This window comes from Streptomyces purpurascens (assembly GCF_045040895.1).
GTDB classification, from domain to species: domain Bacteria; phylum Actinomycetota; class Actinomycetes; order Streptomycetales; family Streptomycetaceae; genus Streptomyces; species Streptomyces purpurascens.
In genome coordinates this window covers 8,450,142-8,474,866 of sequence record NZ_CP108341.1, presented here as the reverse complement: position 1 = coordinate 8,474,866, position 24,725 = coordinate 8,450,142, and the positions used below count along the sequence as shown (strand labels likewise).

At 72.7% G+C, this 24,725-nt stretch carries 21 protein-coding genes, 1 pseudogene and 2 riboswitches; of the genes and pseudogenes, 14 read left to right on the top strand and 8 right to left on the bottom strand.

Features of this window, described 5'->3' with window-relative positions:
* Window positions 1-54 precede the first annotated feature (54 nt).
* Window positions 55-687, bottom strand: a complete 633-nt coding sequence (locus OHU35_RS38470) for a sigma-70 family RNA polymerase sigma factor (protein WP_189722088.1) — start codon at window positions 685-687, stop codon at window positions 55-57.
* Window positions 688-834: 147 nt separating this feature from the next.
* Window positions 835-1,488 (bottom strand): hypothetical protein, encoded by a 654-nt coding sequence (locus OHU35_RS38465; RefSeq protein ID WP_189722089.1) that lies wholly within the window; start codon window positions 1,486-1,488, stop codon window positions 835-837.
* Between the two features lie 143 nt (window positions 1,489-1,631).
* Here OHU35_RS38465 and OHU35_RS38460 point away from each other — a divergent pair, with 143 nt between their 5' ends.
* Window positions 1,632-2,777, top strand: coding sequence for a winged helix DNA-binding domain-containing protein (locus OHU35_RS38460; protein ID WP_189722090.1), 1,146 nt, complete (start codon window positions 1,632-1,634; stop codon window positions 2,775-2,777).
* Between the two features lie 28 nt (window positions 2,778-2,805).
* Here the strand turns inward: OHU35_RS38460 and OHU35_RS38455 are convergent, their stop codons facing one another.
* A complete protein-coding gene (locus OHU35_RS38455; protein ID WP_405508623.1) occupies window positions 2,806-3,282 on the bottom strand; it encodes a DUF4396 domain-containing protein in 477 nt (158 codons plus the stop codon).
* Window positions 3,283-3,390: 108 nt separating this feature from the next.
* On the opposite strand from OHU35_RS38455, the gene OHU35_RS38450 reads away from it, so the two are divergent.
* Window positions 3,391-4,188, top strand: a complete 798-nt coding sequence (locus OHU35_RS38450; RefSeq protein WP_405508621.1) for an SDR family NAD(P)-dependent oxidoreductase — start codon at window positions 3,391-3,393, stop codon at window positions 4,186-4,188.
* Window positions 4,189-4,205: 17 nt separating this feature from the next.
* Here OHU35_RS38450 and OHU35_RS38445 read toward each other — a convergent pair whose 3' ends face one another.
* Window positions 4,206-5,054 (bottom strand): class I SAM-dependent methyltransferase, encoded by an 849-nt coding sequence (locus tag OHU35_RS38445; protein ID WP_405509409.1) that lies wholly within the window; start codon window positions 5,052-5,054, stop codon window positions 4,206-4,208.
* A gap of 224 nt (window positions 5,055-5,278) precedes the next feature.
* Between OHU35_RS38445 and OHU35_RS38440 the strand changes: the two genes are divergently transcribed.
* A complete protein-coding gene (locus tag OHU35_RS38440) occupies window positions 5,279-6,076 on the top strand; it encodes a VOC family protein (protein WP_359892922.1) in 798 nt (265 codons plus the stop codon).
* A gap of 53 nt (window positions 6,077-6,129) precedes the next feature.
* On the opposite strand, the gene OHU35_RS38435 is transcribed toward OHU35_RS38440, so the two are convergent.
* Complete coding sequence (locus OHU35_RS38435) at window positions 6,130-6,864, bottom strand: carbonic anhydrase family protein (protein WP_405508620.1); 735 nt, start codon at window positions 6,862-6,864, stop codon at window positions 6,130-6,132.
* Window positions 6,865-7,004: 140 nt separating this feature from the next.
* Between OHU35_RS38435 and OHU35_RS38430 the strand changes: the two genes are divergently transcribed.
* From OHU35_RS38430 to metE, 10 genes and pseudogenes are all read left to right on the top strand, one after another.
* Entirely contained in the window at window positions 7,005-7,439 is a 435-nt protein-coding gene (locus tag OHU35_RS38430; RefSeq protein ID WP_405508618.1) for a nuclear transport factor 2 family protein, read from the top strand.
* A 30-nt stretch (window positions 7,440-7,469) separates the two neighbouring features.
* Complete coding sequence (locus tag OHU35_RS38425; protein ID WP_189722096.1) at window positions 7,470-8,006, top strand: GNAT family N-acetyltransferase; 537 nt, start codon at window positions 7,470-7,472, stop codon at window positions 8,004-8,006.
* 113 nt (window positions 8,007-8,119) lie between these two features.
* Window positions 8,120-9,931 carry an ABC transporter permease subunit gene (locus tag OHU35_RS38420; RefSeq protein ID WP_405509408.1) on the top strand — a complete coding sequence of 604 codons (1,812 nt, stop codon included), beginning with the start codon at window positions 8,120-8,122 and terminating at the stop codon, window positions 9,929-9,931.
* Window positions 9,928-11,226 (top strand): annotated as a pseudogene (locus tag OHU35_RS38415) (MDR family MFS transporter). Before OHU35_RS38420 ends, OHU35_RS38415 begins: the two are co-directional and overlap by 4 nt.
* Window positions 11,227-11,487: 261 nt before the next feature.
* On the top strand, window positions 11,488-12,915 hold the full coding sequence (locus OHU35_RS38410) for a serine/threonine-protein kinase (RefSeq protein WP_405508617.1): 1,428 nt from the start codon (window positions 11,488-11,490) through the stop codon (window positions 12,913-12,915).
* Between the two features lie 68 nt (window positions 12,916-12,983).
* A riboswitch (cobalamin riboswitch) is annotated at window positions 12,984-13,191 on the top strand.
* A 29-nt stretch (window positions 13,192-13,220) separates the two neighbouring features.
* On the top strand, window positions 13,221-13,922 hold the full coding sequence (locus OHU35_RS38405) for an energy-coupling factor ABC transporter permease (RefSeq protein WP_189722098.1): 702 nt from the start codon (window positions 13,221-13,223) through the stop codon (window positions 13,920-13,922).
* Window positions 13,919-14,287: an energy-coupling factor ABC transporter substrate-binding protein gene (locus tag OHU35_RS38400; protein WP_359892933.1), complete on the top strand. Its 369-nt coding sequence runs from the start codon at window positions 13,919-13,921 to the stop codon at window positions 14,285-14,287. The genes OHU35_RS38405 and OHU35_RS38400 overlap by 4 nt, the downstream gene beginning before the upstream one ends.
* A 5-nt stretch (window positions 14,288-14,292) precedes the next feature.
* On the top strand, window positions 14,293-15,042 hold the full coding sequence (gene cbiQ / locus OHU35_RS38395) for a cobalt ECF transporter T component CbiQ (protein WP_189722100.1): 750 nt from the start codon (window positions 14,293-14,295) through the stop codon (window positions 15,040-15,042).
* Window positions 15,039-15,890, top strand: a complete 852-nt coding sequence (locus OHU35_RS38390) for an energy-coupling factor ABC transporter ATP-binding protein (protein ID WP_189722101.1) — start codon at window positions 15,039-15,041, stop codon at window positions 15,888-15,890. The genes cbiQ and OHU35_RS38390 overlap by 4 nt, the downstream gene beginning before the upstream one ends.
* A 27-nt stretch (window positions 15,891-15,917) precedes the next feature.
* Window positions 15,918-16,139, top strand: a riboswitch (cobalamin riboswitch).
* Window positions 16,140-16,304: 165 nt separating this feature from the next.
* Window positions 16,305-18,638 (top strand): 5-methyltetrahydropteroyltriglutamate--homocysteine S-methyltransferase, encoded by a 2,334-nt coding sequence (metE, locus tag OHU35_RS38385; RefSeq protein ID WP_405508615.1) that lies wholly within the window; start codon window positions 16,305-16,307, stop codon window positions 18,636-18,638.
* Between the two features lie 63 nt (window positions 18,639-18,701).
* On the opposite strand, the gene OHU35_RS38380 is transcribed toward metE, so the two are convergent.
* A complete protein-coding gene (locus tag OHU35_RS38380) occupies window positions 18,702-20,495 on the bottom strand; it encodes an FAD-binding dehydrogenase (protein ID WP_405508613.1) in 1,794 nt (597 codons plus the stop codon).
* A 207-nt stretch (window positions 20,496-20,702) separates the two neighbouring features.
* Between OHU35_RS38380 and OHU35_RS38375 the strand changes: the two genes are divergently transcribed.
* The gene (locus tag OHU35_RS38375) at window positions 20,703-21,359 is read left to right on the top strand and encodes a maleylpyruvate isomerase N-terminal domain-containing protein (RefSeq protein ID WP_405508612.1); all 657 of its coding nucleotides are present in this window, start codon (window positions 20,703-20,705) and stop codon (window positions 21,357-21,359) included.
* 30 nt (window positions 21,360-21,389) lie between these two features.
* Here OHU35_RS38375 and OHU35_RS38370 read toward each other — a convergent pair whose 3' ends face one another.
* Complete coding sequence (locus OHU35_RS38370; protein ID WP_405508610.1) at window positions 21,390-22,829, bottom strand: glycoside hydrolase family 43 protein; 1,440 nt, start codon at window positions 22,827-22,829, stop codon at window positions 21,390-21,392.
* A 27-nt stretch (window positions 22,830-22,856) separates the two neighbouring features.
* Entirely contained in the window at window positions 22,857-24,674 is a 1,818-nt protein-coding gene (locus OHU35_RS38365; RefSeq protein ID WP_189722106.1) for a glycoside hydrolase family 2 protein, read from the bottom strand.
* Between the last annotated feature and the right edge of the window lie 51 nt (window positions 24,675-24,725).

Sequence of the window (24,725 nt, the reverse complement as noted above, 5' to 3'; positions counted from 1 at the left end):
TGCGAGCGGGGTGCCCGCCGGACGGAGCCGGCGGGCACCGAGGGCCGTGGTACGTCAGGCCGCGGCCAGGGCGGGTGACCGCGGCCCAGCCGGTGTCGCCGTCTGCTCCGCCTCAGCGAGCAGGGCCATGAGCGTCGCCCGGGCACGGGCCACCCGGGAGCGGACCGTGCCGACCGGGCAGTCGCTCAGCGCGGCGGCCTCCGCGTACGGCAGACCGAGGAGCTGCGTGAGGACGAACGCCTCGCGCCGCTCCTCGGGCAGTCCGTCCATCAGCTCGAGCAGTGCCACGCCGTCGTCGAAGCCGGGCAGGCCGCGCGGCTGGGCGAGCTCGACCGCCAGCTCCCAGTCCGCCAGATCGGCCGGGCGGGGGCGCACGGCGGAGTACCGGAGGCTGTCCGCCACCGCACGCCGGGCGATGGCCAGCAGCCAGACGCGCGCCGAGGAACGGCCCTCGAACCGGTGCAGGCTGCCGAGCGCCCGCAGGAACGTGTCCTGCGCCAGATCGTCCACGGCCTGCGGATCGGCGCACAGGTGGGCGACGTAGCGGATGACGTCACGGTGCAGGGCGCGCACGAAGTGGTCGACGGCGGCGGAGTCGCCGCCGCGGGCGGCCAGCGCCCAGGCGGTTATCGACTCGTCGGCCGACGGGCTTCTCTCGGATGAAAGGGGCAGGGCAGGAGTGATCACCTGGTGTCCTTCTCGGAATTCCGGGAGCACGCGCACGCGCGTGCGGCCCGGTGAGCGGGGATACGGCCGCATCCGTACGGCGTGAGGTACGGACGTACGACCGAGACCGGGGCGCGCGGAGTGCTGCCCCGGGACTGCCGGCTGCCGTCAGGCGGCAGCGGCCCCCACGGGCGGTCCTCGAGAGGTGATCGCGTGGACGAGAAGGAGAAGGCGCGGCGCACGGTCCGAGGACCAGCGCCGAACGCGCACGGGCGGGGGCGGCGGCGTGGGAAGGGCGAACAGGAGCCGCAGCGGCGCGGCCAGCCGGCTGCCCACGGCGCGCAGCAGCCGGAAGACGGCCCGTTCACCGTGGCCCAGCCACAGACCGCACAGCAGCGCGGCCAGCAGGTGGGCGGCGAGCATACCGAGGGACGAGTCACCGTCCGGGGTGTGTCCCGTATGCGCCATGTGGTGGGACATGGAGCCCATTTCGTGCCCCATGGAGCCCATGCCATGGCCCATGGAGGGCATGTCCATGGAGTCCGTGCCACCCACCGCCCCGGAGGCCGGCGCCGGCACGAGCGAGAAGGCCGAGTGCAGTCCGGTCTGGACGATCACGGCGACGGCGACGACCAGCCGGAGTCCGCGCTCGCGGCCCGCCAGGCACCAGCCCGCCGCACCCGTCACGGCCCACCCGGCCACCAGTGTCGACAGGGGCACATGGTCGCCGGACATCATGACGTGCCCCAGGGCGGCGAGCACGACACAGACGGCCGCGAACACCGCGGCCCGTGTCGCGCGAGCACACCACCCAGCTGTCATGGCGCCTCATCTTCGCATCCGGCCCCACCCCGTCACCCCTGGGTACGGAAATCGCCCGGCCCTGATACTCAATCCGTGACGTGTGATCCAGGCCACTGACCAGGAATCGATGCCTCCGGTCGGGTCACGGCAGAATCCCCGGCGTGGACATCACCGCGCAGGAGCTCAACCGGGCGACCCTCGGACGTCAGTTGCTGCTGGGCCGGGAGGTGATGGAGGCCGGGGAGGCCGTGCGGCGTGTGGTGGCGCTCCAGGCGCAGCATGCCGCTTCGCCGTACGTGGCGCTGTGGAACCGGCTGGCCGGCTTCTCTCCGGCCGAGCTGGACGACGCCTTCGCGCGGCGTGCGGTGGTCAAGGCCACCCTTATGCGGATCACGCTGCACGCGGTCCACGCGGACGACTACCAGGTGTTCCGTGAGGCGATGCAGCAGACCCTGTACGCCTCACGGCTCGGCTACCGCTTCGCCGCCGCGGGTCTCACACCGGCCGACGGCGAGGCACTCGTCCCGGAGCTGCTTGACTTCGCCGACCGGCCGCGGACGGCCGCGGAGCTTCAGGCATGGCTGGAGGATCGGGTCGGCGCGGACAAGAAGGCCGGTGCGTGGTGGGGACTCAAGGGGTACGCGCCGCTGCTCCACCTCCCCACCGGGGGACCGTGGTCGTTCGGCACCCGGGCGTCGTTCGTCGCGGCGCGGACCGGTCCCGTGCCGACGGGCCGGGAGCCGGCAGCGGAGGCGCTCGGGCAGCTCATCCTTCGGTATCTGAAGGGTTTCGGGCCGGCGTCGGTCGCGGACGTGGCGCAGTTCGCGATGCTGCCGCGGCAGCCCGTACGCCAGGCGCTCCTCTCCCTGTCCGACGCGGTGGAGCAGCTGCGCGGACCGGACGGAACGGTCCTGTTCGACGTACCGGGCGCCCCGCGCCCACCGGCGGACACCCCGGCCCCACCACGGCTCATGGCCATGTGGGACAGCGTCCTGCTGGCCCACGCCGACCGCAGCCGCGTGATCCCCCCGGACTATCGCCGTCTGGTGATCCGCGTCAACGGTGACGTGCTGCCCACCCTCCTGGTCGACGGCCGGGTCGCCGGCGTGTGGCGCGCGCTCGACGGCGGCATCGAGGCCACGGCGTTCCACGACCTGCCACGCACCACGTGGGACGGTCTCGCGGCAGAGGCCGCGTCGCTGACAAGACTCCTGACCGACCGCGACACCGAGGTCTACCGCCGCTACCACCACTGGTGGCCGAAGCTCCCCGAGGGTCAGGTACGGCTGCTCACCGGCCGCGGGTGACTCTCCTGCGCCGAACGGTGACTTCGCGTCAGTGGTGGGCGTGCACGACGGCATGACCCTTGCCCCGGCCGATCATCCACTTGTTGACCGGGGTCGTGATCAGGAACGCGACCGCGAAACCGCCCAGCAGCGCGGACCAGAACAGTCCGTCCGTGAGCTGGGCCTCCATCGCGCCCGGGGTGAGCGCGATGATCGCGTTGTCCACGAGTTCCATCACCGCGATCGAGACCGTGTCCGCGGCCAGCGCGACCTTGATCGCGGCCTTGAGGCCGAGGCCGGCCCGCAGGACCGCGAACAGGGTGAACGAGTAGCCGAAGACGAAGGCGAGCCCGATCGCCAGGACCATGGTGGGCACGTTGCCCCAGGCGAGCGCCGTGCCGATGACCATGCCGAGGATCTCGCCGATCGCACACCCCGTCAGACAGTGCAGCGTCGCCTTCACGGCGGTCCCCCAGGACGCCGTCCCGCGCGGGTGCCGTTCGGGGTGGTGAGGGGTGTGGTCCATGACGTGCCAGTATGCGGCAGCCGCGTGTTCCGGGGGGCGTGGACGGCACGGGCTGTCACCCTGTCCCGCCGTCTCCCCCTGTGATCGATCGGCTTAGAGTGTCGGGTCATGACGACACAGGCCGCCCGGTCAACGCAGGCGTATCTCTCCGAGTTGTTCTCCCTGGACGGCCGCGTCGCGGTGGTCACCGGCGGCAGTTCCGGCATCGGTCGCGCCATCACCGGCGCCCTCGCACGCGCCGGCGCGAGCGTGGTGGTCGTGGCCCGTGGCGAGGCCGGACTGACCGCGACGGTCGAGGAGCTGACGGCTCAGGGCTGCCGCGCCGCGTGGGTCAGCGCGGACCTGAGCACGCGTGAGGGTGTGCGGACGGCCGCCGAGCGCGCGGTCGAGGCGTTCGGGGAGCCCGACATCCTCGTCAACAGCGCCGGGATCAATCTGCGCCCGCCGATGGAGGAACTCACCGAGGACGTCTGGGACCTCACGATGGCCGTCAACCTCGAGGCGCCCTTCCTGCTCGGGCAGCGCTTCGGCCCGGGCATGGCGGAGCGCGGGTTCGGGCGGATCCTGCACATCAGCTCGCAGCAGGCGCATCGGGCGTTCGTGCAGAGCGGCGCGTACGGCGCCTCGAAGGGCGGTCTTGAGTCGCTGGCGCGTTCCCAGGCCGAGGCGTGGTCGCCGCGCGGCGTCACCTGCAACGTCCTGGTGCCGGGCTTCGTCATGACTGCGCTCAACAAGCGCCTGTCGTCGGACCCGGAGAAGGTGGCCGCCCTCGCCGAACGCACGCTGATCGGGCGGAACGGCCTGGCCGAGGACTTCGCGGGCGCGGCCGTCTTCCTGGCGAGCCCGGCGTCCGCCTACGTCACCGGACAGTCGGTCTACGTCGACGGCGGTATGTCCGTCCACTGACGCGGCCGACCACGCGTTCAGGCAGTGGCCGGGGCCTTCCGCCACACGAAGACCTCCGTGCTCGGTGCCCGTTCGGAGAACCGGCCCGACGGCGAGGCCTCGCGCAACAGCAGCCGCAGGTCCGCCTCGAAGTCGCCGCGGCGCCCTTCGAAGAGATGCGGAGCCGAGAACGACATGGAGAACACCCAGGCGACTACATCGTCGAAGGTCCGCTCCAGCACCTGCCCGCCGGGCACGACGAGACGCCGGGGGCCGGAGAAGCCCGCCCGGGCGAACACCTCGTCCTCGGCCCCCGGTGTCCCTTGCGCCAGCACCCCGCGGCCCGCTCGTCGCACGGGACCCAGATACCGCTTCACCAGGTCGTCCACCCCCGTATAGGGGAGCGCCGGGTGCGGCATGCCGTCGACGGTCCGGGGCTCCGTCTTCAGGTCGGCGATGTGCACCAGGGCCCCGCCGGGCCGGAGCATGTCCCGGACGGTCGCGGCCACCAGGTCACGGTCCATCCAGTGGAAGGACTGACCGAAGGTGGCGACGGCGAACGTGCCGAGCCCCGCCGGCAGGTCTTCGGCCCGCGCCCGCACCCACCGGGTCTTGGCGCCCACTCCCCGGCCGGCGGCCCCGCGCCCGGCTTCGGCGATCATCCCGCTGTCGGGGTCCACCCCGACGATCTCGCCGAAGAGATGCGCGAGGCTCAGGGCGATGGTTCCGGGCCCGCAGCCCACGTCGAGGAGGCGGCCCTGCCCGTCGAGCCGCAACTCCTCGGCGAGCGCGTCCGCCAGCCCGGCGGCGTACGGCAGCCGCCCCCGCTCGTAGTAGGCGGCGGTGCCCGAGAACAACGTGTCGTCCCACTCCCAGCCGACCACCACGCCCGCCACCACCCTCACAGCACAGAACTCCGCGACCACCCGACCGGTCGACGACCCCCGATGATTCCACGGCCGGACCACCCGCCGGGGATCATCACCGGGCGCACCCGGCCGTCACCGGGCAGCACCGACCCGAGGTCCCCCGTCGGAGAGCGGCCGACGGGCGCTTGTCAGTGCCCGGTGTCACGCTGGGCACACTGGACCTGCGGAAGGGAAGCATCGCCATGATCACCACGGAGTTCGCCCCCGGTTCCCCCTGTTGGCTCGACCTCGGGGCTCCGGACGTCCGGACCGCCGCTGCCTTCTACGGCGCCGTGCTCGGGTGGGACTACGAGTCCATGGGCGAGAGCGAGGACTTCGAGGGCGGGATGTTCCGGAAGGACGGCAAGATCGTCGCCGGCATCGGCAAGCTCACCGAGGAGGGAGCCCGCTCGGCCTGGATGCTCTACTACAGCGTCGCCGACGCGGACGCCACGACCAAGGCCGTCGAGCAGTCGGGCGGCAGCGTGCGCGTCCCGCCGATGGACCTCGAGGGATGGGGCCGGATGGCGCAGTACACCGACCCGCAGGGAGGCCAGTTCGCCGTCTGGCAGCCGGGGACGACCAAGGGCCTCGACCTGGTCGACGAGCCGGGCTCGCTGTCCTGGACCGAGCTGTACACGAGCGACGCGGCGGCCGCGAAGGAGTTCTACGGCGGACTCTTCGACTGGCGGTTCAGCGACATGCCGCTGCCGGGCGGCGGGGGCACGTACACCCTCATCACCCCCGCCGGACTGCCCGAGGAGCGGATGCACGGCGGGCTCATGGAGGTCGGCAAGTCGGACCTGTCGCTGGCGAACGGGCGGCCGTACTGGCACCCGGTCTTCGCCGTCGACGACTGCGACGCCGCGGTGGCCAAGGTCCGGGAGAACGGCGGCAGCGTACAGATGGGTCCCGAGGACGCGGAGGGCGTCGGCCGGCTGGCCGTCTGCCTCGACCCGGCCAACGCGGACTTCGTGGTGCTCACCCCGGCCCAGGGCTGAACCGGCCCGCCGCCCGGTGAACGGGTGGTGCGGCCGGCCCGCAGCCGGGCGATTCACCACCAGCGATGACTGTCCCCGGCGATACGCCGCTTCCCGAGCGGCTGCACCTCGCGGGCGTTGCCCTCGGGGAAGAGGCTCCGGTAGTGCTCCAGCGCGGCGGCGGACGCCTGGACGGGATGGGTCAGGACCGTCCAGCGCACCCCGGTGGTGTAGGGGCAGGTCGTGGTGGACCCGAGGTAGTGGTAGGACTCGGTGCAGGGCGGCAGCAGGGTGTCGATGTCCACGTCGGGCACGTCCCAGGGGTCTTCGTTCCGGCGGGCGGATTCCAGCAGCCGGTCCAGGGAGCCGTTGGGGTCGCCCGGGTGGACGAAGACGGCGAGCACCGCGTACTCCTTCGCACCGGCCGCGCTCGCGTCCCCGTCCCCGTCCCCGATCGTCCGTGCGTACTTCAGGTGCTGTTCCATCGGGAACGCCACCCCGCCGACGGTGTGCTCGGACGGCGTGTGCCAGTGGATGTCCTCCAAGTAGTAGGTCGCGTCGCCGACGCTCATCAGGCAGTCCTGTCCGCGCGGCGGCTCGGCCTTCACCGAGCCCTCCTCGGCCCGGACGCAGTCGGGCCGGTGCCGCTTCGGGCGCTCGAAGCGCAGACGCATCGTGAGCCGCGCCGGATGGCGCAGGCGCAGGGGTGGCAGGGCCGAGACGTCGGTGGCCTGCGGACGGATGTCGACCGGGCTCTGGGACTGCGGCGCGGTGCCGACGGCGGAGTGGGCGGGAGCGGTCAGGGACACGGGGGATCACCTTCGGGCGGCGGGCGGACGGCCGGGCAACGACGACCGCATCCTTTTCCCTCGGCGGCGCCCGGGACGCGCGAGGTCACCCGGACTGCTGAACACCCCGGATCGCGGCCTTGACGCGCTACGGTCGCGAGATGAACCAAGGTCCCGACGCGGCGGCTGAGGAACCCGGCGAGGACACCGTCCGCGAGCTCGCCGGTCTGGCGCGGGACTGGGCGGCGGCGATCATCGCCAACGACCCCGCACTTATCGCGGACTTCATGGCGGACGACTGGGTGATCGTCTCCGCGTCGGGAATCGACCCGAAGGAGAAATTCCTCTCACTCGTCGAGTCCGGGGAGCTCACCCACTCCGCGATGGACCTCAGGACCCGTCCCAGGGTCCGCGTCTACGGCGACACGGCCGTGGTCACCGGACGGGTCACCGACACGGCCCACTATCGGGGCGAACGCTACGACGCCGACGAGTGGACGACGGACGTGTTCGTGAAGCGGGACGGGCGCTGGCGGTGCGTGCTGAGCCACATCACATCGGCCGCCCCCGACATCACATCAGCGACCCCCGAATGAGCGTTCATGTGATTTGCATATGATGCGCAAATGCACGACTACAGCATCAGGGAAGCCACGCCTGCGGACATCGACGGGGCGCGGGCGGTGATGCTGGACGCCGTGTACCGCGACTTCGACACCGGCTATGTGCCGCGCTGGCACGCCGACATCATCGACCCGGTGCCGTTCTACGTCGAACCGCCGCGGCACACCCTCCTGGTGGCCGTGGACGAGCGGGACGGGACGGTGGCGGCCACGGGGGCGCTGGACGCGCGCGGGCCGGCGCATCCGCCGAACCCGCGCTGGCTGGCCGAGCGATACCCCTCGGGCGAGACCGCGCAGCTGCGGCGGTTGTACGTCGGCCCCGCACACCGGCGGCGCGGACTGGCCCGGCGGCTGGTGGCAGGTCTGGTCGGCTTCGCCCGGGCCGACGGTGGTTACCGGTCCGTGTATCTGCACACGTATCCGCACTCGCCCGGTGCGATGGGCCTGTGGCGGGCGCTGGGCAAGGTGGTGTGCGACGAGCGGGAGGAAGTGCCCGGCGGGGGCACCGGCGTGGTGCACTTCGAGATTCCCTTCGCTTGAGCACCACGGGGACGACGCTGAACACCTCGACCTCACCCCTCGCCAAGGGCCTCGCCGCCCTGCGCGTCCTCGCTCGGGGCGGTGGCCCGACGCTGCTGTGGCGGGCCGTGCTCATGGCCGCCCTGGTGGGCGCGATCGGGCTGCTGCCGTGGCTGTCGCGCACCGACCCGGCGCTGACCGTGCTCAAGGCCCGCTCGGCGGACCGCGATCCGACGCCCGAGACCCTGCGCGCCATCCGCGACCAACTCGGCCTGGACGACGGCCCGCCGGCACTGCTCGGCCGCTGGCTGGGCGGGCTGCTGCACGGGGACGCGGGCACGTCGTGGGTGTCCGGCGGCCAGGTGCTGCCCGGCGTCGTGCAGGCGCTCGGCGCGTCGTTGCTGCTGATGTCCGGGGCGCTCGTGGTCGCGGCGGGCACCGTGGCGGCGGTGTGCGCCCGCACACTCCGGCTCGGCTCGCGGGGGCGACTCGCCGCACGCGGCCCCGGCGGCACGGCGTCGGCCGTGCTGGCCGCACTGCCCGAGTTCCTCGTCGCCTCCGTGCTGGCCTCGGTGATCGGCGTCCAGCTGGGCTGGCTGCCCGCCCTCGGCTGGTACGGGCCGCAGTGGATGGTGCTGCCCTCGCTGGCCCTCGGTCTGCCCGCGGGGGCGATCCTCGGACGGATGCTGGACGACCTGCTGCCCGGCGCGTTCGCCGAACCGTGGGCACTGGCGGCCGCGGCACGCGGCGTCCCGCCGAGGTCCGTGGCACGGCAGGCGGTGCGCCGCTGCGTGCCCGGGCTGCTGCCCAATCTGGGCCTGTTCGTGGTCGGCCTGACGGGCGGTTCGGTCGCCGTCGAGCAGATCTTCGACATCCCGGGCCTGGGCCGGCTCACCCTCCAGGCCGCCCTCGCCCAGGACCTGCCCGTCCTGCAGACCGGCGCCCTCGCCCTCGTCCTGGTCGCGGCCCTCGCCGGGGTCCTCGCCCGGCTGTCGGCCCGGCTGCTCATCGGGCCCGCGCTGCGCGACGGCGCCCTGCACTCCCTGCACCGCCCCGGCCCGACCGCGCCCCGCGCCCTGCCCCTGCTCTACGGGGCGCTGCTCGCCGCCGTCATCGGGTTCGGCCTGCCCCGCGACGCGCTCGCCCTGGACACCCTCGCCCGGTTGCGGGCCCCCTCCCTGGCGCATCCGTTCGGGACGGACGCGCTGGGCCGGGACGTCCTGGCCCGGGTCTCCCACGGCGCGCTGACCACCCTCGGCATCGCCCTCGCGGTGAGCGCCGCCGCCCTCGTCGCCGGGCTGCTGCTGGGGCTGCTGCCGAGGCTGTCGGGGCCGCTGGTCGACACCGTCGCCGCCGTGCCGCCCGTCCTGGCCGGACTCCTCGTCGCCGGCATCGCGGGCAGCGGGCCCTGGACGCCGGCGTTCGCCGTGGGCGTCGTGGCCTGGTCCCCGCTGGCCGCCCACACGTCCTCCCTGCTGCGGCAGGAACGCGCGACCACCCACCTGGCCGCGACCCGCGCGCTGGGCGCCGGCCGCTGGTACCTGCTCTGGCACGAACTGCTGCCGGCCGTGCTGTCGCCGGTGGCCCGGCACGCCCTGCTCCGGCTGCCCGGCATCGCGCTGAGCCTCGCCGCGCTCGGCTTCCTCGGCCTGGGCGCCCAGCCGCCGTCCCCCGAGTGGGGCCTGCTGCTCGCCGAGAACCAGCCGTACGCCGAGCGCGCCCCCTGGGCCGTCCTCTTCCCCGCCGCCGTACTCGCACTGCTGGGGGCGCTCGCGGTGACGGCCGCGGGCGGCGTACGGCTGCCCCGGCGGCGCAAGCGGCCCGAGAGCCCGGCCGGGCCGCCCGGGGAGCGGGTCATGCCCCCGCGGCGGCAGCGGAACAGCCCCGACGCCCTCCTGGCCCCTGTGCCCACCTCTGTGTCCACCTCACCGGCGGAAGAACGATGACCGACCTCATCTCCCGCGTGCTGGCCCGCCGGGCCGCCCGTACATCCAAGACCCCGGCCGAGAGCACCTGGCGGCTCTGGAAGGAGCTGTCGCCGCTGCTGCGGCTGCTGATCCTGACTCAGCTCGCCTTCAACGTCGGCTTCTACGCCGTCCTGCCGTTCCTCGCCGAGCACCTGGGCACCGCGATCGGCATGGCGGGCTGGCTGGTCGGGTTCGTGCTCGGGCTGCGCACCTTCAGCCAGCAGGGGCTGTTCGTGGTCGGCGGCTGGCTCGTGGACCGCTTCGGGGTGCGGCCGGTCGTGCTGGCCGGCTGTGTGCTGCGGATCGCCGGGTTCGCGTGGCTCGGGTACGCGGAGGCGAGCTGGGCCGTGATCGGCGCCGTGCTGGTGATCGGTTTCGCCGCCGCGCTGTTCTCTCCCGCCGTGGAGTCCGAGGTGGCCCGTCAGGCGGTGGTCTGGGAGGAGGAGGGACGCGGCTCGCGCACGCGCCTCCTCGCCCTGTTCAGCGTCGCGGGCCAGGCCGGGGCCTTCGTCGGACCGCTGCTCGGCGGGTTGCTGCTCGCCGTCGACTTCCGCACCGCGTGCCTCGCCGGTGCGGCGGTCTTCGTGCTCGTCCTGGCCGGGCATCTGTGGCTGATGCCGCAACACATCCCGGGCCGGGCCCGCACCCGGGAGCGGGGCGGGGCGCGCGTGCTGCTCCGCAACCGCCGCTTCCTGGCCCTGTGCGGGGCGTACGGCTCGTACCTGCTCGCCTACAACCAGCTGTATCTGGCCCTGCCGGACGAGGTGCAGCGCGCGGCGGGCTCCCAGGCGCCGCTGTCCTGACTGTTCGCCCTGTCTTCGGCGCTGGTGGTGTTCACCCAGCTGCCGGTGACCCGCTGGGCGGGCGACCGGCTGGACCTGCGCCGTTCCATGACGGCCGGGCTGCTGCTGATCGCCGCCGGTTTCGCGGTGGTGGCCGCGGCGCGCCCCGCCGGCTGGACGGGCGTCGCCGGGCTGCTGCCCGCCGCGGGCTTCGTCGTGCTGCTCACCGTGGGACAGATGCTGGTCGTGCCCGCCGCCCGCGCCTGGGTGCCCGACCTGGCCGAGGAGGGCCGGATCGGCCTCTACATGGGCGCGTTGTCCTCCGTCTCCGGCCTGATCGTCCTGGCCGGCAGCGCGGCCACCGGCTCCCTGCTCGACCTCGGCCTCCCGGCCGCCGTGCCCTGGCTGGTCCTCGCGGCCGTACCGGCCCTGACGGTGGCTCTGCTGCCGCGCCGGGAGGAGCGGGCAGAGGGGGCGGACGAGCCGGCCTGATCCGGCACGCCCGGGCACCAGAAGACGACCCCGGCGCCCCGAGACGCGCGAAGGACACCCCCGGCAACCGCGCGCACCGCACCGTCACCCCGCCGGGCGATTCCTCCGCTCCCGGATTTCCGGGACCGTACCGTCCCTCCGCACCGCTGCGGAGATCAGTGGTCGCGCGGCGCCAGTATCCTGGGTCGGCTGCGACGTTCCCCACCAACCCCCGCGTCAAAACGGGGAGTTCGGCATGCGGCGACGTACCTTCCCCCACGCATGAGACGAGGACGAGTGCTGCTAGCGGGCCGCTACCGGCTGGATGTTGAGATCGGGCGCGGTGGAATGGGAGAGGTCTGGCGCGCGTACGACGAGACGCTCGCCAGAGCGGTGGCCGTCAAGCTGCTGCTGCCCCAGGACACCGATGTCACGGCGGCCTCCCGGTTCCGTCTGGAGGCCCAGACCGCCGGGCGTCTCAACCACCCCCATCTGGTCGGTGTCCTGGACTTCGGCGAGTACGACAACCGGCTGTACCTGGTGATGGAACTGGTCGAAGGCGACAGCCTCGCCGGGGTGCTGGCCGTCTCCGGCGCGCTTCCCGCCGAGCGGGTGGCCGATCTCGCCGCGCAGGCCGCCTCCGGGCTCGCCGCCGCACACGCGCAGGGCATCGTCCACCGTGACGTCAAACCCGCCAACCTCCTGCTGGACGCCCACGGCACCCTGAAGATCGGCGACTTCGGCATCGCCCGCTTCCTCGACGATCCCGGCGCCGCGCTCACCGCCACCGGCCAGATCGTCGGCACCGGCCTCTACCTCGCGCCCGAACGCGCCCTGGGCCAGCCCGCCGGTCCCGCCTCCGACATGTACTCCCTGGGGTGTCTGCTCTACCAACTCCTCAGCGGCCGACCGCCGTTCCAGGCCGACACCGCCGTCGCGCTCCTCCACCAGCACCTCGATTCCGCGCCCGTACCGCCCCGCGAGCTCGGTGTCGCCGGGCTCCCGCCGGCCTTCGAGAACTACCTGCTCGGCCTGCTCGCCAAGCAGCCCGAGGACCGGCCCACCGCCCAGCGGACCGCCGAGTGGTTCGCCGGCGGCGCCTGGCGAGGGCTGCCCGAGCCGCTGCCGGACGCCGCGCCCCCGGTGACGTCCGCCGCGCCGAGGCCGTATCCGGCCACCGAGACCCGCAACCCGGCCACGTACGCGCTGCCCGGCGCCCCGGGGCTGCGCACCGGCCGCACGGCCCAGACCGGTCGTGCGCGTCGCGCCGCACCCCGGGGCGGCAACGACAACCGGCGCAGAGCGGCCGCGACGATCGCCGCGGCGGCACTCTTCGCCGCCGCGATGCTCGCCGGCATGCTGTGGTTCTCGCCCGACGACACCGCGACGGAGGGCACGGAACCCGACGCGTCCCCCTCCGCGAGCAGCCCCGCCGCCACGCCGTCCGCCGGCTCCGCCTCGCCCCTCTCCTCCGCTCCGGCGGCGGGCACGGCTCCGGACGCGACCGCTCCGGCCGCCGGCACAGTGGCCGATATCACCCCGTCCACCAACGCACCCGCTCCCCCGACCCCGGTCGAAGCGACCCCCAGCCCCACGGCTCCGGCGCAGGAGACGGCCGACCCGCCGCGAAAGGCGGACAAACCCCGGCAGGAGAAGCCCCGTCAGACCTGGGAGAACGGCGACGACGATGACGACGGGGGCGACGACTGAGCGGCCCTGCGCCGCCGTGCGAGCGGTCGCCCCCTCGCGCGCCCCCTCTCGCGCCCCCTCGGGTGGCTTGTCATCGTCCTTATCTCGGCATTACTGTCACCACGCCTTGGTGAACGGGAAAGCCGGTGTGATGCCGGTGCGGCCCTCGCCACTGTGAATCGGGAAGTCCGGCTCCGGCCCTCACGGGCAGCCACTGGGTCCTTGTGACCCGGGAAGGCGGAGTACGGGCGGTGGTACCCGTAAGCCAGGAGACCGGCCAAGGCGCGTCAACCATCCACGAGGTGCTGGAGAGGGTCTGCTGAGCCATGCACATAGCCGAGGGATTTCTGCCGCCGGCACACGCGGTCGCCTGGGGCGTCGCGTCGGCGCCGTTCGTCGTCCACGGGGTCCGGTCGCTCACCCGTGAAGTGCGCGAGCACCCCGAGAGCACCCTGCTCCTCGGTGCCTCCGGTGCCTTCACGTTCGTCCTGTCCGCTCTGAAACTGCCGTCGGTCACCGGCAGTTGCTCCCACCCCACCGGAACGGGCCTGGGAGCCATCCTTTTCCGGCCACCCATCATGGCGGTGCTGGGCACCATCACCCTGCTCTTCCAGGCGCTGCTGCTCGCACACGGCGGTCTGACCACGCTCGGCGCCAACGTCTTCTCCATGGCGATCGTCGGGCCCTGGGCCGGATACGCCGTGTACAAACTGCTGCGGCGGTACGACGTGCCGCTGATGGTCGCGGTCTTCTTCGGGGCGTTCTTCGCCGACCTGTCCACGTACTGCGTCACCAGCGTGCAGCTGGCGCTCGCCTTCCCCGACCCGGGCAGCGGGTTCGTGGGCGCGCTCGGCAAGTTCGGCACCATCTTCGCCGTCACCCAGATCCCGCTCGCGGTGAGCGAGGGGCTGCTGACGGTGCTCGTGATGCGGCTGCTGGTGCAGTCCAGCAAGGGCGAACTGACCCGGCTGGGCGTGCTCCTCGCCAAGAAGCAGTCCGGGACCGAGACCGAGGTGGCCGCCCGATGAAGAAGAACACGAAGATCAACCTCCTGCTGCTGCTCGCCGTGGCCGCGCTCGCCGTACTGCCGCTCGCACTCGGCCTCGGCGACCACAAGGAGGAGCCGTTCACGGGCGCCGACGGTGAGGCGGAGACGGCGATCACCGAGATCGAGCCGGACTACAAGCCCTGGTTCTCGCCGCTGTACGAACCGCCGTCCGGTGAGATCGAGTCGGCGCTGTTCTCCCTCCAGGCAGCCCTCGGCGCCGGTGTCCTCGCCTACTACTTCGGTCTGCGCCGGGGCCGGCGGCAGGGTGAGCGGCAGGCGCGGGAGCGGGACGCCGACAGTGCGGCAGCCGGCACCGCCGAGGAGTCCACGGCCGAAAGGGCCTGAGCCGCGTGCTGCCGATCGACGCGGCGGCGCACAGCAGTCGCTGGCGCCGCCGCCATCCCGTGGACAAGGCCGTGCTCGGTCTGGGACTCACCGTGCTGGCCATCTCGCTGCCGCCCTGGCCGGGCGCGGCCCTGGTGCTCGTGACGGCCGTGTCCGTGCTGCTGGGGCCGGCCGGGGTGCCCGCCCGCCGGCTGTGGCGTGCCTACCGCGTGCCGCTGGGCTTCTGCGTGACCGGCGCGGTCACGCTGCTCGTCCAGGTCGGCGGGCCGAAGGGCTTCGTCTCCCTCGCGGACGACGGGCCCCTGCGGGCCGGGGAGTTGCTGCTGCGCACCTCGGCGGCCTCCCTGGGGGTGCTGCTGTTCGCCTTCACCACGCCCATGTCCGACCTGCTGCCGCGCCTGGTCCGGGCCGGCATCCCGGCGCCGGTCGTCGATGTCGCGCTCGTGACGTACCGCATGAGCTTTCTGCTGCTGGACTCCGTGCGCCGGATCCGCGACGCGCAGGCCGCCCGGCTCGGCCACACCACGCGGGCCGCCGCCTGGCGTTCGCTGGGCGGGCTCGGCGCCACCGCGTTCGTCCGGGCCTTCGACCGGGCGGCCCGCCTCCAGGCCGGTCTCGCCGGGCGCGGCTACGACGGGACCCTGCGCGTCCTGGTGCCCGAGGCCCGCGTCTCCGTCCGCTTCACGGTCGCCAGTTGCGCGCTCCTCGCGGCACTGGCCGTCCTCACCTTCGTACTGGAAAGGCCGCTGACATGAGCGAGCCCGCCCTCGTCGCCCTGCGGGGCGCGTCCTTCGCCTACGAGGACGGCCCGGCCGTGCTCAGTGGCCTCGACTTCGAGATCCGCGAGGGGCGCGCGCTCGCGCTGCTCGGCCGCAACGGCAGTGGCAAGACCACGCTGATGCGGCTGCTCAGCGGCGGACTGCGGCCGCACGAGGGGCGGTTGACGGTCGACGGGCAGCCGGTGACGTACGACCGCAAGGGCCTGACCCGGCTGCGGACGACCGTCCAGCTCGTGGTCCAGGACCCGGACGACCAGCTGTTCGCGGCGTCCGTCGAGCAGGACGTGTCGTTCGGGCCGCTGAACCTCGGGCTGGCCGATACGGAGGTACGGGCGCGGGTGGCGGAGGCGCTCGCCGCCCTGGACATCACCGCACTGGCCGACCGGCCCACCCATCTGCTCTCCTATGGGCAGCGCAAGCGGACCGCCATCGCAGGCGCGGTCGCCATGCGGCCGCGTGTCCTCGTCCTCGACGAGCCGACGGCCGGACTCGACCCCGACGGCCAGGAACGGCTTCTGGAGACGCTCGACGGGCTGCGTGCGAACGGCACCACGGTGGTGATGGCCACCCACGACGTCGATCTCGCCCTGCGCTGGGCCGACGACGCGGCGCTCCTCACCCCGGACGGTGTGCACATCGCTCCCGCGCCCACGGCACTGGCCCGGACCGATCTCCTTCGGCAGGCGGGACTGCGGTTGCCGTGGGGTGCCGCCGCCGCGGACCTCCTGCGCGCGCAAGGGCTGTTGACCGGTTCGGCACCCGGCCCGCGCACCCCGGACGAGCTGGCCGCCCTGGCGGCGGGGCGGCCGGTGAGGGGCGGCTGAGGGTCGCTTCCGCGGCCTTCCCGTGTATAGGCTGGCGATGCAGCTGGTTCGCCCCGTCAGCCAGGCGGGATGCGTCGCAAGAGGGAACCCGGTGGGAATCCGGGACTGCCCCGCAGCGGTGAGCGGGAACGACCGCCGTCATACGCACTGGGCCCACGAAGGGCCCGGGAAGCGACGGCCAGTAGGAGTTCTCACATGGTGAGGACGTGCCCGCGAGTCCGAAGACCTGCCAACTGCCCGCGCGCGGACGATGCGTGCGCGGACATTCCGGTGACCTCGAGGGCGGGTCGGCGTACCTACCAGGCGGACGACCGCGCTGTGCCGCGCGAGGTCGTCACCGTCCGGTTCGTCACCCCTTCGCGCTCTCGTCCCGTCGCCGGGATCTCAGGGATTCGTCTCGCGAAGGAGATCTCCGTGACCACCAAGCCCGCAGCCGCGGCAGCACGGGCCACCGTGTACGGCTACCCCCGCCAGGGCCAGAACCGGGAACTGAAGAAGGCGATCGAGGGCTACTGGAAGGGCCGCGTCACCGCCGACGCCCTCCGGGCCACCGCCGCCGACCTGCGTGCCTCGAACTGGCGGCAGCTGGCCGACGCCGGCATCGACGAGGTCCCGACGGGCGACTTCTCGTTCTACGACCACGTCCTGGACACCACCGTCATGGTCGGCGCGATCCCCGGCCGCCACCGGGACGCCGTCGAGGCGGACGCCCTGGACGGCTACTTCGCCATGGCGCGTGGCACGCAGGACGTGGCGCCGCTGGAGATGACCAAGTGGTTCGACACCAACTACCACTACCTGGTGCCCGAGCTGGGTCCGGACACGGTGTTCACCGCCGACTCGTCCCAGCAGGTCGCCGAGCTGCGCGAAGCGCTGGCGCTCGGCCACACCGCGCGCCCCGTCCTCGTCGGCCCCGTCACCTATCTGCTCCTCGCCAAGCCCGCCCCGGGGGTGCCCGCGGACTTCGAGCCGCTCACGCTCCTGGACCGGCTGCTGCCCGTGTACGCCGAGGTCCTCGCCGACCTGCGCGCGGCGGGCGCCGAGTGGGTCCAGCTGGACGAGCCGGCCCTGGTCCAGGACCGGACCCCGGCCGAGCTGATCGCCGCCGAGCGCGCCTATCGCGACCTCGGAGCCCTGACCGACCGGTCGAAGCTGCTGGTCGCCTCGTACTTCGACCGGCTCGGGAACGCCCTGCCGGTGCTGGCGAAGGCGCCGGTCGAGGGACTCGCGGTGGACTTCACGGAGTCGGCGGCGGCCAACCTGGACGATCTGGCCGCGGTGGGCGGTCTGCCGGGCAAGCGGCTGGTCGCCGGTGTCGTCAACGGCCGCAACATCTGGATCAACGACCTGGCGGCCTCGCTCTCCCGGCTCGGCACGCTCCTCGGCCTGGCCGACCGGGTCGACGTCTCGGCCTCCTGCTCCCTCCTGCACGTGCCGCTGGACACGGGGGCGGAGCGGGACATCGAGCCGCAGGTCCTGCGCTGGCTCGCCTTCGCGCGGCAGAAGACCGCCGAGATCGTCACCCTCGCGCGCGGTCTCACGCAGGGCACGGACACGATCGGCGCGCAACTCGCCGCGAACCGGTCCGACCTGTTCTCCCGGGCGAACTCCCCGATCACCCGCGACCCGGCCGTCCGTGCCCGCACGGCCGCGGTGTCCGAGGCGGACGCCCGCCGCTCGCTGCCGTACGCCGAGCGGACCGCCGCCCAGCGCGCCCGGCTCGGTCTGCCCCTGCTGCCGACCACCACGATCGGCTCCTTCCCGCAGACCGCTGGGGTGCGCACCGCCCGCGCGGACCTGCGCGCGGGCCGTATCGACACGGCCGGCTACGAGGAGCGCATCAAGGCCGAGATCCAGGAGGTGATCTCCTTCCAGGAGAAGGCCGGACTGGACGTCCTGGTGCACGGCGAGGCCGAACGCAACGACATGGTCCAGTACTTCGCGGAGCAGCTCACCGGCTGTCTCGCCACGCAGCACGGCTGGGTCCAGTCCTACGGCACCCGCTACGTCCGCCCGCCGATCCTGGCCGGCGACATCTCCCGCCCCGAGCCGATGACCGTGCGCTGGACGAGGTACGCGCAGTCCCTCACGGACCGTCCGGTCAAGGGCATGCTCACCGGCCCGGTCACCATGCTCGCCTGGTCCTTCGTACGCGACGACCAGCCGCGTGCCCAGACGGCCCGGCAGGTCGCTCTCGCCCTGCGCGACGAGGTGGGAGACCTGGAGGCGGCCGGGACGTCGGTCATCCAGGTCGACGAGCCCGCCCTGCGCGAGACGCTGCCGCTGCGTGCCGCCGACCGGCCGGAGTATCTGGGGTGGGCCACGGAGGCCTTCCGGCTCAGCACCGGCGGCGTGCGGCCGGACACGCAGATCCACACGCACATGTGCTACGCCGAGTTCGGCGACATCGTGCAGGCCATCGACGACCTCGACGCGGACGTCATCAGCCTCGAGGCCGCCCGCTCCCATATGCAGGTCGCCCGCGAACTCGCCTCGCACGGTTATCCGCGCGAGGCGGGGCCGGGTGTCTACGACATCCACTCCCCGCGGGTTCCCGGCGCGGAGGAGGCGGCCGACCTGCTGCGCAGCGGCCTGAAGGCCATCCCCGCCGAACGGTTGTGGGTCAACCCCGACTGCGGCCTGAAGACCCGCGGCTGGACCGAGACCCGCGCGTCCCTGGAGAACCTGGTCACGGCGGCCCGAGCGGTCCGCGGCGAACTGGCCGGGGAGCGCCCCGCCCGCACGTGACGACCGGGGGCCGGGGGCTGGGGCCCCCGGCCTCCGGCTGGGTCGGCGTCGTGTCCCCGCGGGTCAGTCGGCGGTCGCCGCTGCCGCTGCCCGGCCCGCTGCCCGGCCGGAGAAGAGGCAGCCGCCCAGGAAGGTGCCTTCGAGGGAGCGGTAGCCGTGGACGCCGCCTCCGCCGAAGCCGGCGACCTCGCCGGCGGCGTACAGGCCGTTGATCGGTTTGCCGGAGGCGTTCAGGACGCGGCCGGAGAGGTCGGTCTGGAGGCCGCCGAGGGTCTTGCGGGTAAGGATGTTGAGGCGTACGGCGATCAGCGGGCCCGCACCGGTGTCCAGGATCCGGTGGGCGGAGGCGGTGCGGCTGAGGGTGTCGCCGGGGTAGGCGAGGGCGTTGCGGATGCCCATGACCTGGGCGTCCTTGGTGTACGGGTTGGCGATCTCGCGGTCGCGGGCCTCGATCTGCCGCTGCAGGCCGGCCAGGTCGATCAGGTCGTCCCCCGTCAGTTTGTTCATGCCGGCGACGAGTTCGGGCAGGGTCGTGGCGACGACGAAGTCCTCGCCCTTCTCCTTGAACCGCTCGATCGGCTCGGGGGTCTGCCAGATGCGCGACAGCAGCTTCCAGACGTTCTTCTCGGTGAGGTCCGGGTTCTGCTCCGAGCCGGAGAGCGCGAACTCCTTGGCGATGATCTTCTGGGTCGTGACGAACCAGGAGTAGTCGTAGCCGGTGTCGGTGATCGACTTGAGGGTGTGGAGCGTGTCGTAGCCCGGGATGTCGGGGCTGGAGAAGCGCTTGCCCGTGGCGTCGAACCACATGGAGGACGGGCCGGGCAGGATGCGGATGCCGTGGTCGGGCCAGATCGGGTCGTAGTTCTTCAGGCCCTCGGTGTAGTGCCACATGCGGTCGGGGTTGACGATCCGTCCGCCCGCCTTCTGGGTGATCGCGAGCATCCGGCCGTCCACGTGCGCGGGCACACCCGTGATCATGGACTTCGGGGGCGTGCCGAGGCGTGCGGGCCAGTTCTGCCGCACGAGGTCGTGGTTGGCGCCGATGCCGCCCGAGGTGACGATCACGACGGGGGCGCTCAGTTCGAAGTCGCCGACGGCCTTGCGGGAACTGGGCTTGCCGCGTGCCGCGCTGCTGGGCTCCAGGACCTTGCCGCGTACCCCGGTGACGGCGCCGTTCGTGACGATCAGGTCGTCCACCCGGTGGCGGAACCTGAAAGTCACCTTGCCGTCCTCCACGGCCGCGCGCACCTTCTTCTCGAAGGGCTCCACCACGGCAGGACCGGTGCCCCAGGTGACGTGGAAGCGGGGTACGGAGTTGCCGTGCCCGTCCGCGAGGCCGCCGCCGCGCTCGGCCCAGCCGACGATCGGGAACCACTGCATACCGAGCCCCGCGAGCCAGGAGTGCTTCTCCCCCGAGGCGAAGTCCACGTACGCCTCGGCCCACTTGTGGGCCCAGTGGTCCTGGCCCGACGGGTCGGTGATGCCGCGGTCGAAGCCTGCCGTGCCCAGCCAGTCCTGCCAGGCCAGTTCCTGCGAGTCCTTGATGCCCATGAGGCGCTGCTCGGGGGAGTCGACGAAGAACAGCCCGCCGAAGGACCAGAAGGCCTGCCCGCCCAGGCCGGCCTCCGGCTCCTGGTCGAGCAGCAGCACCTTGCGTCCGGCGGCGGCCAGTTCGGCGGTGGCGACGAGCCCGGCGAGGCCGTGGCCGATGACGATGGCGTCCGCGTCCGACGATCCGGCGCCGGCCGCGAAGGCCGGGAACGTCGCCTGCGCGAGTGCGGCACCGGCGAGCACACCGCCCGCCACGGTCAGGGCACGGCGGCGGGTGAACGCGGCGGGTTCTGACGGGTGTTCCATGGGCCGCCTTCCGGAGGAGGTGCGCAGGGGTCGGGAGAGGCCCCTGTGGCAACCAGGGGTGTTACCGACGGTAGCCCAGGGGTTCTGGAGGCCGCCAGAGTCCTGCGCCGATGAACTCAAGGGCCCGGTTCGGGAGTTGGCACCAAGGCGCACCGGCCGCCCGAAATGCGTTTGTCCGCCCGCGCGGCACGGCACTACGGTGCCGAGGTGGATCTCTTCTCACGCTCCTGGACGGCATTGCGCGCGGCGGTCGCCGACCTGGCCGACGAGGACTTCGCCCGGCCGTCCGGCTGTACCGGCTGGCTGGTGCGGGACCTGGTGTGCCATCTGATCATCGACGCCCAGGACGTTTTGATCACCCTCGCCACCCCTTCCGACCGGGAGCCGACCCGTGACGCGGTGACCTACTGGGAGGTCGCCGACACGCCGCCGGCCGGTGACGACCCGCTCGACGCGCTGACCGTCCGGCTCGCCGCCGCGTACGAGGAGCCGCACCTGCTCACGTTCCACCTGCACGACGTCGGCTCCGCCGCCGGACGCGCCGCCCGGCTCGCCGACCCGGCCGGCCGGGTCGGCACCCGCGACGAGGTCCTCACCGTGGAGGACTACCTCTCGGTGTACGTCCTGGAGTGGACGCTGCACCACCTCGACCTGATCGCGTACCTCCCGGACGCGGAGCAACCGCCGGCGGAGGGGCTCACCCGTTCCCGCGAGCTGCTGGAGCGGATCGCGGGGAGCGCGTTCCCCGCGTCGTTCACGGACCGGGACGCGCTGCTGGTGGGCACCGGGAGGCGGGCGCCCACGGAGGCGGAGCGGGCCGAACTCGGCGAGCCGGCCGCGAAACTCCCGCTCTACCTGGGCTGACCCGGCTCCCCGCCCCTCCGCGGTGGTTCGTCAGTTCGTGTACACCTCCGCCCGGTCCACGCTCACGAACGCGCCCCGGGACTGGGCGTTGTGCTCCCCGGTGACCCGGATCCGCAGGGTGTGCCGCCCGTGGGGCAGCTTGGGGCTGACGTACCGCAGGGTCTCGCCCGTGCGGATCGCACCGTGAAAGTCGACACGCTGTTCGGCTCCGCCGTCGACGCTGATCCCGGCGATGCCGTTGCCAGTGTCGCGCACGGACAGCAGGGCGATGCGGGTCCCGGTGAAGGTGAGGGTGGCGGTGTCGCCGGCCCGGTCGCTCCAGTGGTCGTCGCCCCGGAAGCACTGGGTGGCGCAGCCGGTGCCGGAGTTCCAGCGGCCCGTGTAGGCCACGCTTCCGGCGCCGCTGGAGCGGCCGTCGTCGTTGATCCAGTACGTGCCGGATCCGGGGTCGCCGGCGGGCAGGTCCTGGGTGGCTCCGAGGGCGAGCGGCCGGCCGAGGTCCGGGCTGCCGTCCGCGTTCCAGGTGATCTTCTGTGCGCGGGTCGTGCGGTCGGTGTAGGTGTTCGTCGAGGTCGTCTTGGCGTGGTAGACGATCCAGTCCTCGGTGCCGTCGGGCGAGCGGAAGAAGGCGTGGTGGCCGGGGCCGTACACACCGCGGTCGTCTGCGCGCGAGAACACCGGCCCCGAGTGCTGGGTCCAGTTGCCGGGCACGAGCGGGTCGGCGCCGTCGCGCAGGGACATCATCCAGACCTGGTAGTCGGGCTTGCCGGTGTCGCAGGTCGAATACGTCATCCAGGTACGGCCGTTGCGGTGGAGGAACTCCGGCCCCTCGCGCACCTCGGGGCAGCCGCCGGCGGCGTCCAGGGGGACGGCGTCACCGGAGACGGTGTAGGGGTTGGACATCGGGGCGATGTTGAGGCCGTTGTGCTGGTACTGGTTGAGGCCGGCGTAGGCGAGGTAGAGACGGCCGTTGTGCTGGAACACACCGGGGTCGATCGCGTACTTGTCGGCGTGGTTGGGCGGAGTGAGCTTCGCCTTGAAGCGGTACGGGCCCGCCGGGTCGTCCCGCTCGGACTCCAGGACGTACAGCCGGTGGTGTTCGTCGACCCCGTCGTCGGCCGTGTAGTAGAGGTACCAGCGGTCGCCGAAGCGGTAGAACTCCGGCGCCCAGATGTTGCGGTTGCGGGAGCTGTCGCTGTCCTTCCACACGGTCACCGGGTCCGCGGTGAGAAGCGTGCTCAGCGAGGGCGAGCGCCACATGCGGATGCTGTCGCCCTGGGTGGTGGTGAGGTGGTAATTGCCCTTCCAGTGCGAGACGTACGGGTCCGGGCCGGGGTTGAGCGGGTTGCGGAAGGTGCCGGCGGCGGCCTTGGTCTCCTCGGCGCCGCCGGCCGCCGACGGGACGGCGGTGAGCCCGAGCAGCAGGGCCAGGAGGACGGCGAGCAGTGGACTCCGGGATCGTAAGCGCATGAGCGTTTTCTCCTTGCATCGTTGCAATCACTGACGCTGTGGTGCGTTCTCGAAGGCGGCCGGGCGGGTCTGGGCGTCGCGCAGGAGCGTGGTGTCGACCTTCTCGGAGCGGTCGAAGCGGTAGACGCCGTTGCGTTCCTGGAAGACGTCGGTGAGCTGGGTGTAGCAGTAGCCGAACATGTCCGGGTCGTCGAGCAGTACGCCGGTCAGGCCGTTGAAGCGGGCCACGAACTCCTCGGCGCTGCGGGGCCGTTGCCCGTAACCCCACGAGGAGTCCTGGTCGTCGCCCGCCGTGCCGGCCACCGCCTCCGGGTCCCACCAGATGCCGCCGAACTCGCTGCAGAAGTAGGGCTGCCCGCGGTAGGGCACCGACCACGGCCGTCCGTCCGGCGCCTGGTTGACGTACGGCCGGTCCTGCGCCAGACCCTCCATCGTCTTGGCGAAGGCGTCGGCGTCCTGCTCGTAGCAGTGGGAGTCGTAGACGTCGGTCTCCGGTACCCGGTGGGCGTAGCCGGACGCGTCGATCACCGGGCGGGTGGGGTCGGCCTGCTTGGTGGCCAGGAACATCGCCCGGGTGACGTCGTCGAGCCGGGTGACGCGGTCGTGCAGCGGCTGGTAGGTCTCGTTCAGCGGGCACCAGCCGATGATCGAGGGGTGGGAGTGGTCGCGCTCCAGGGCCTCCAGCCACTGGGTGACGTAGGAGGCGTCGGGGCGCTGGTTGTCGTCGCGTACGCCGGTCTCGCAGCCCCAGTCGCCGAACTCGCCCCAGACCAGGTAGCCGAGCCGGTCGGCGTGGTGGAGGTAGCGCTCCTCGAAGACCTTCTGGTGCAGACGGGCGCCGTTGAAGCCGGCGCGCAGGCCCAGTTCGATGTCCCGGACGAGGTCGGCGTCGGTGGGTGCGGTCATCAGGCCGTCCGGGTGGTAGCCCTGGTCGAGGACAAGCCGCTGGAAGACGGGTTCGCCGTTCAGCAGCAGCCGCTTGCCGTGGACGGCGACCGAGCGCAGACCGGCGTAGGAGTGCGCCGTGTCGACGACCGCGCCGGACGCGTCGAGGACCTCCAGGGTGAGGTCGTACAGGTGCGGGTCCCGCGGTGACCAGACGCGCAGGCGGTCGGCGGGCACGGGCAGGACGAGCCGGGGGCACAGGTCGAGGTCGGCGCGCACCTCGGCGGCGACGACGTCCCCGCGGCCGTCGGCGAGCGTGGCACGGACGCGGTGGCCGGGCGCGTTGGCGGAGAGCGGGAGTTCCAGGAAGAAGGAGCCCGAGGCCAGGTCGGGCGTGATGCGGGGGCGCCGGAGAGCGACGGTGCGCGGGACCGGCTCCAGCCACACGGTCTGCCAGATGCCGGTCGTCCGGGTGTAGTGGCAGTGGGAGTTGGCGTACCAGGTCGCCTGCTTGCCGCGCGCCTGGACGCCGTGACGGCTGTCCCGGGCCCGTACGACGATGGTCAGTTTTTCGCCGGGGACGGCGACTTCGCCGAGGTCGGCGGTGAACGGCGTGAAGCCGCCGCGATGCCGGGCGACTTCACGGCCGCCTGCCCAGACGGTGGTGTCGTGGTCCACGGCCCCGAAGTGCAGCAGCACCCGGGAACCGGCCCAGTCCGCGGGCACGGTCACGGTCCGCCGGTACCAGACCGCTTCCATGAAGTCCGTGTCCCCGACCCCGGAGAGCTCCGACTCCGGGCAGAACGGGACGACGATCGTGCCCTCGAGTTCGCGCGTCGCCAGTCCGCGTTCCAGGCCGGTGTCCGACCGGTCGATCTCGAACTGCCACGCGCCGTTGAGGTTCAGCCAGGCGTCACGGACGAACTGTGGCCTCGGGTACTCGGGGCGGGGCACGTCCATGGGGCTCCTTGTGTCGCGTGTGCCGGTCGATGCCCATGGCACCATGGGTTT

Bases quoted from the DNA above. Each gene is read 5' to 3' on its own strand.
- OHU35_RS38465 (WP_189722089.1), bottom strand. From the start codon at position 1,488: ATGACAGCTGGGTGGTGTGCTCGCGCGACACGGGCCGCGGTGTTCGCG.
- OHU35_RS38455 (WP_405508623.1), bottom strand. From the start codon at position 3,282: ATGGACCACACCCCTCACCACCCCGAACGGCACCCGCGCGGGACGGCG.
- OHU35_RS38450 (WP_405508621.1), top strand. From the start codon at position 3,391: ATGACGACACAGGCCGCCCGGTCAACGCAGGCGTATCTCTCCGAGTTG.
- OHU35_RS38440 (WP_359892922.1), top strand. From the start codon at position 5,279: ATGATCACCACGGAGTTCGCCCCCGGTTCCCCCTGTTGGCTCGACCTC.
- OHU35_RS38430 (WP_405508618.1), top strand. From the start codon at position 7,005: ATGAACCAAGGTCCCGACGCGGCGGCTGAGGAACCCGGCGAGGACACC.
- OHU35_RS38425 (WP_189722096.1), top strand. From the start codon at position 7,470: ATGCACGACTACAGCATCAGGGAAGCCACGCCTGCGGACATCGACGGG.
- OHU35_RS38420 (WP_405509408.1), top strand. From the start codon at position 8,120: ATGGCCGCCCTGGTGGGCGCGATCGGGCTGCTGCCGTGGCTGTCGCGC.
- OHU35_RS38410 (WP_405508617.1), top strand. From the start codon at position 11,488: ATGAGACGAGGACGAGTGCTGCTAGCGGGCCGCTACCGGCTGGATGTT.
- OHU35_RS38405 (WP_189722098.1), top strand. From the start codon at position 13,221: ATGCACATAGCCGAGGGATTTCTGCCGCCGGCACACGCGGTCGCCTGG.
- OHU35_RS38400 (WP_359892933.1), top strand. From the start codon at position 13,919: ATGAAGAAGAACACGAAGATCAACCTCCTGCTGCTGCTCGCCGTGGCC.
- OHU35_RS38390 (WP_189722101.1), top strand. From the start codon at position 15,039: ATGAGCGAGCCCGCCCTCGTCGCCCTGCGGGGCGCGTCCTTCGCCTAC.
- OHU35_RS38380 (WP_405508613.1), bottom strand. From the start codon at position 20,495: ATGGAACACCCGTCAGAACCCGCCGCGTTCACCCGCCGCCGTGCCCTG.
- OHU35_RS38370 (WP_405508610.1), bottom strand. From the start codon at position 22,829: ATGCGCTTACGATCCCGGAGTCCACTGCTCGCCGTCCTCCTGGCCCTG.
- OHU35_RS38365 (WP_189722106.1), bottom strand. From the start codon at position 24,674: ATGGACGTGCCCCGCCCCGAGTACCCGAGGCCACAGTTCGTCCGTGAC.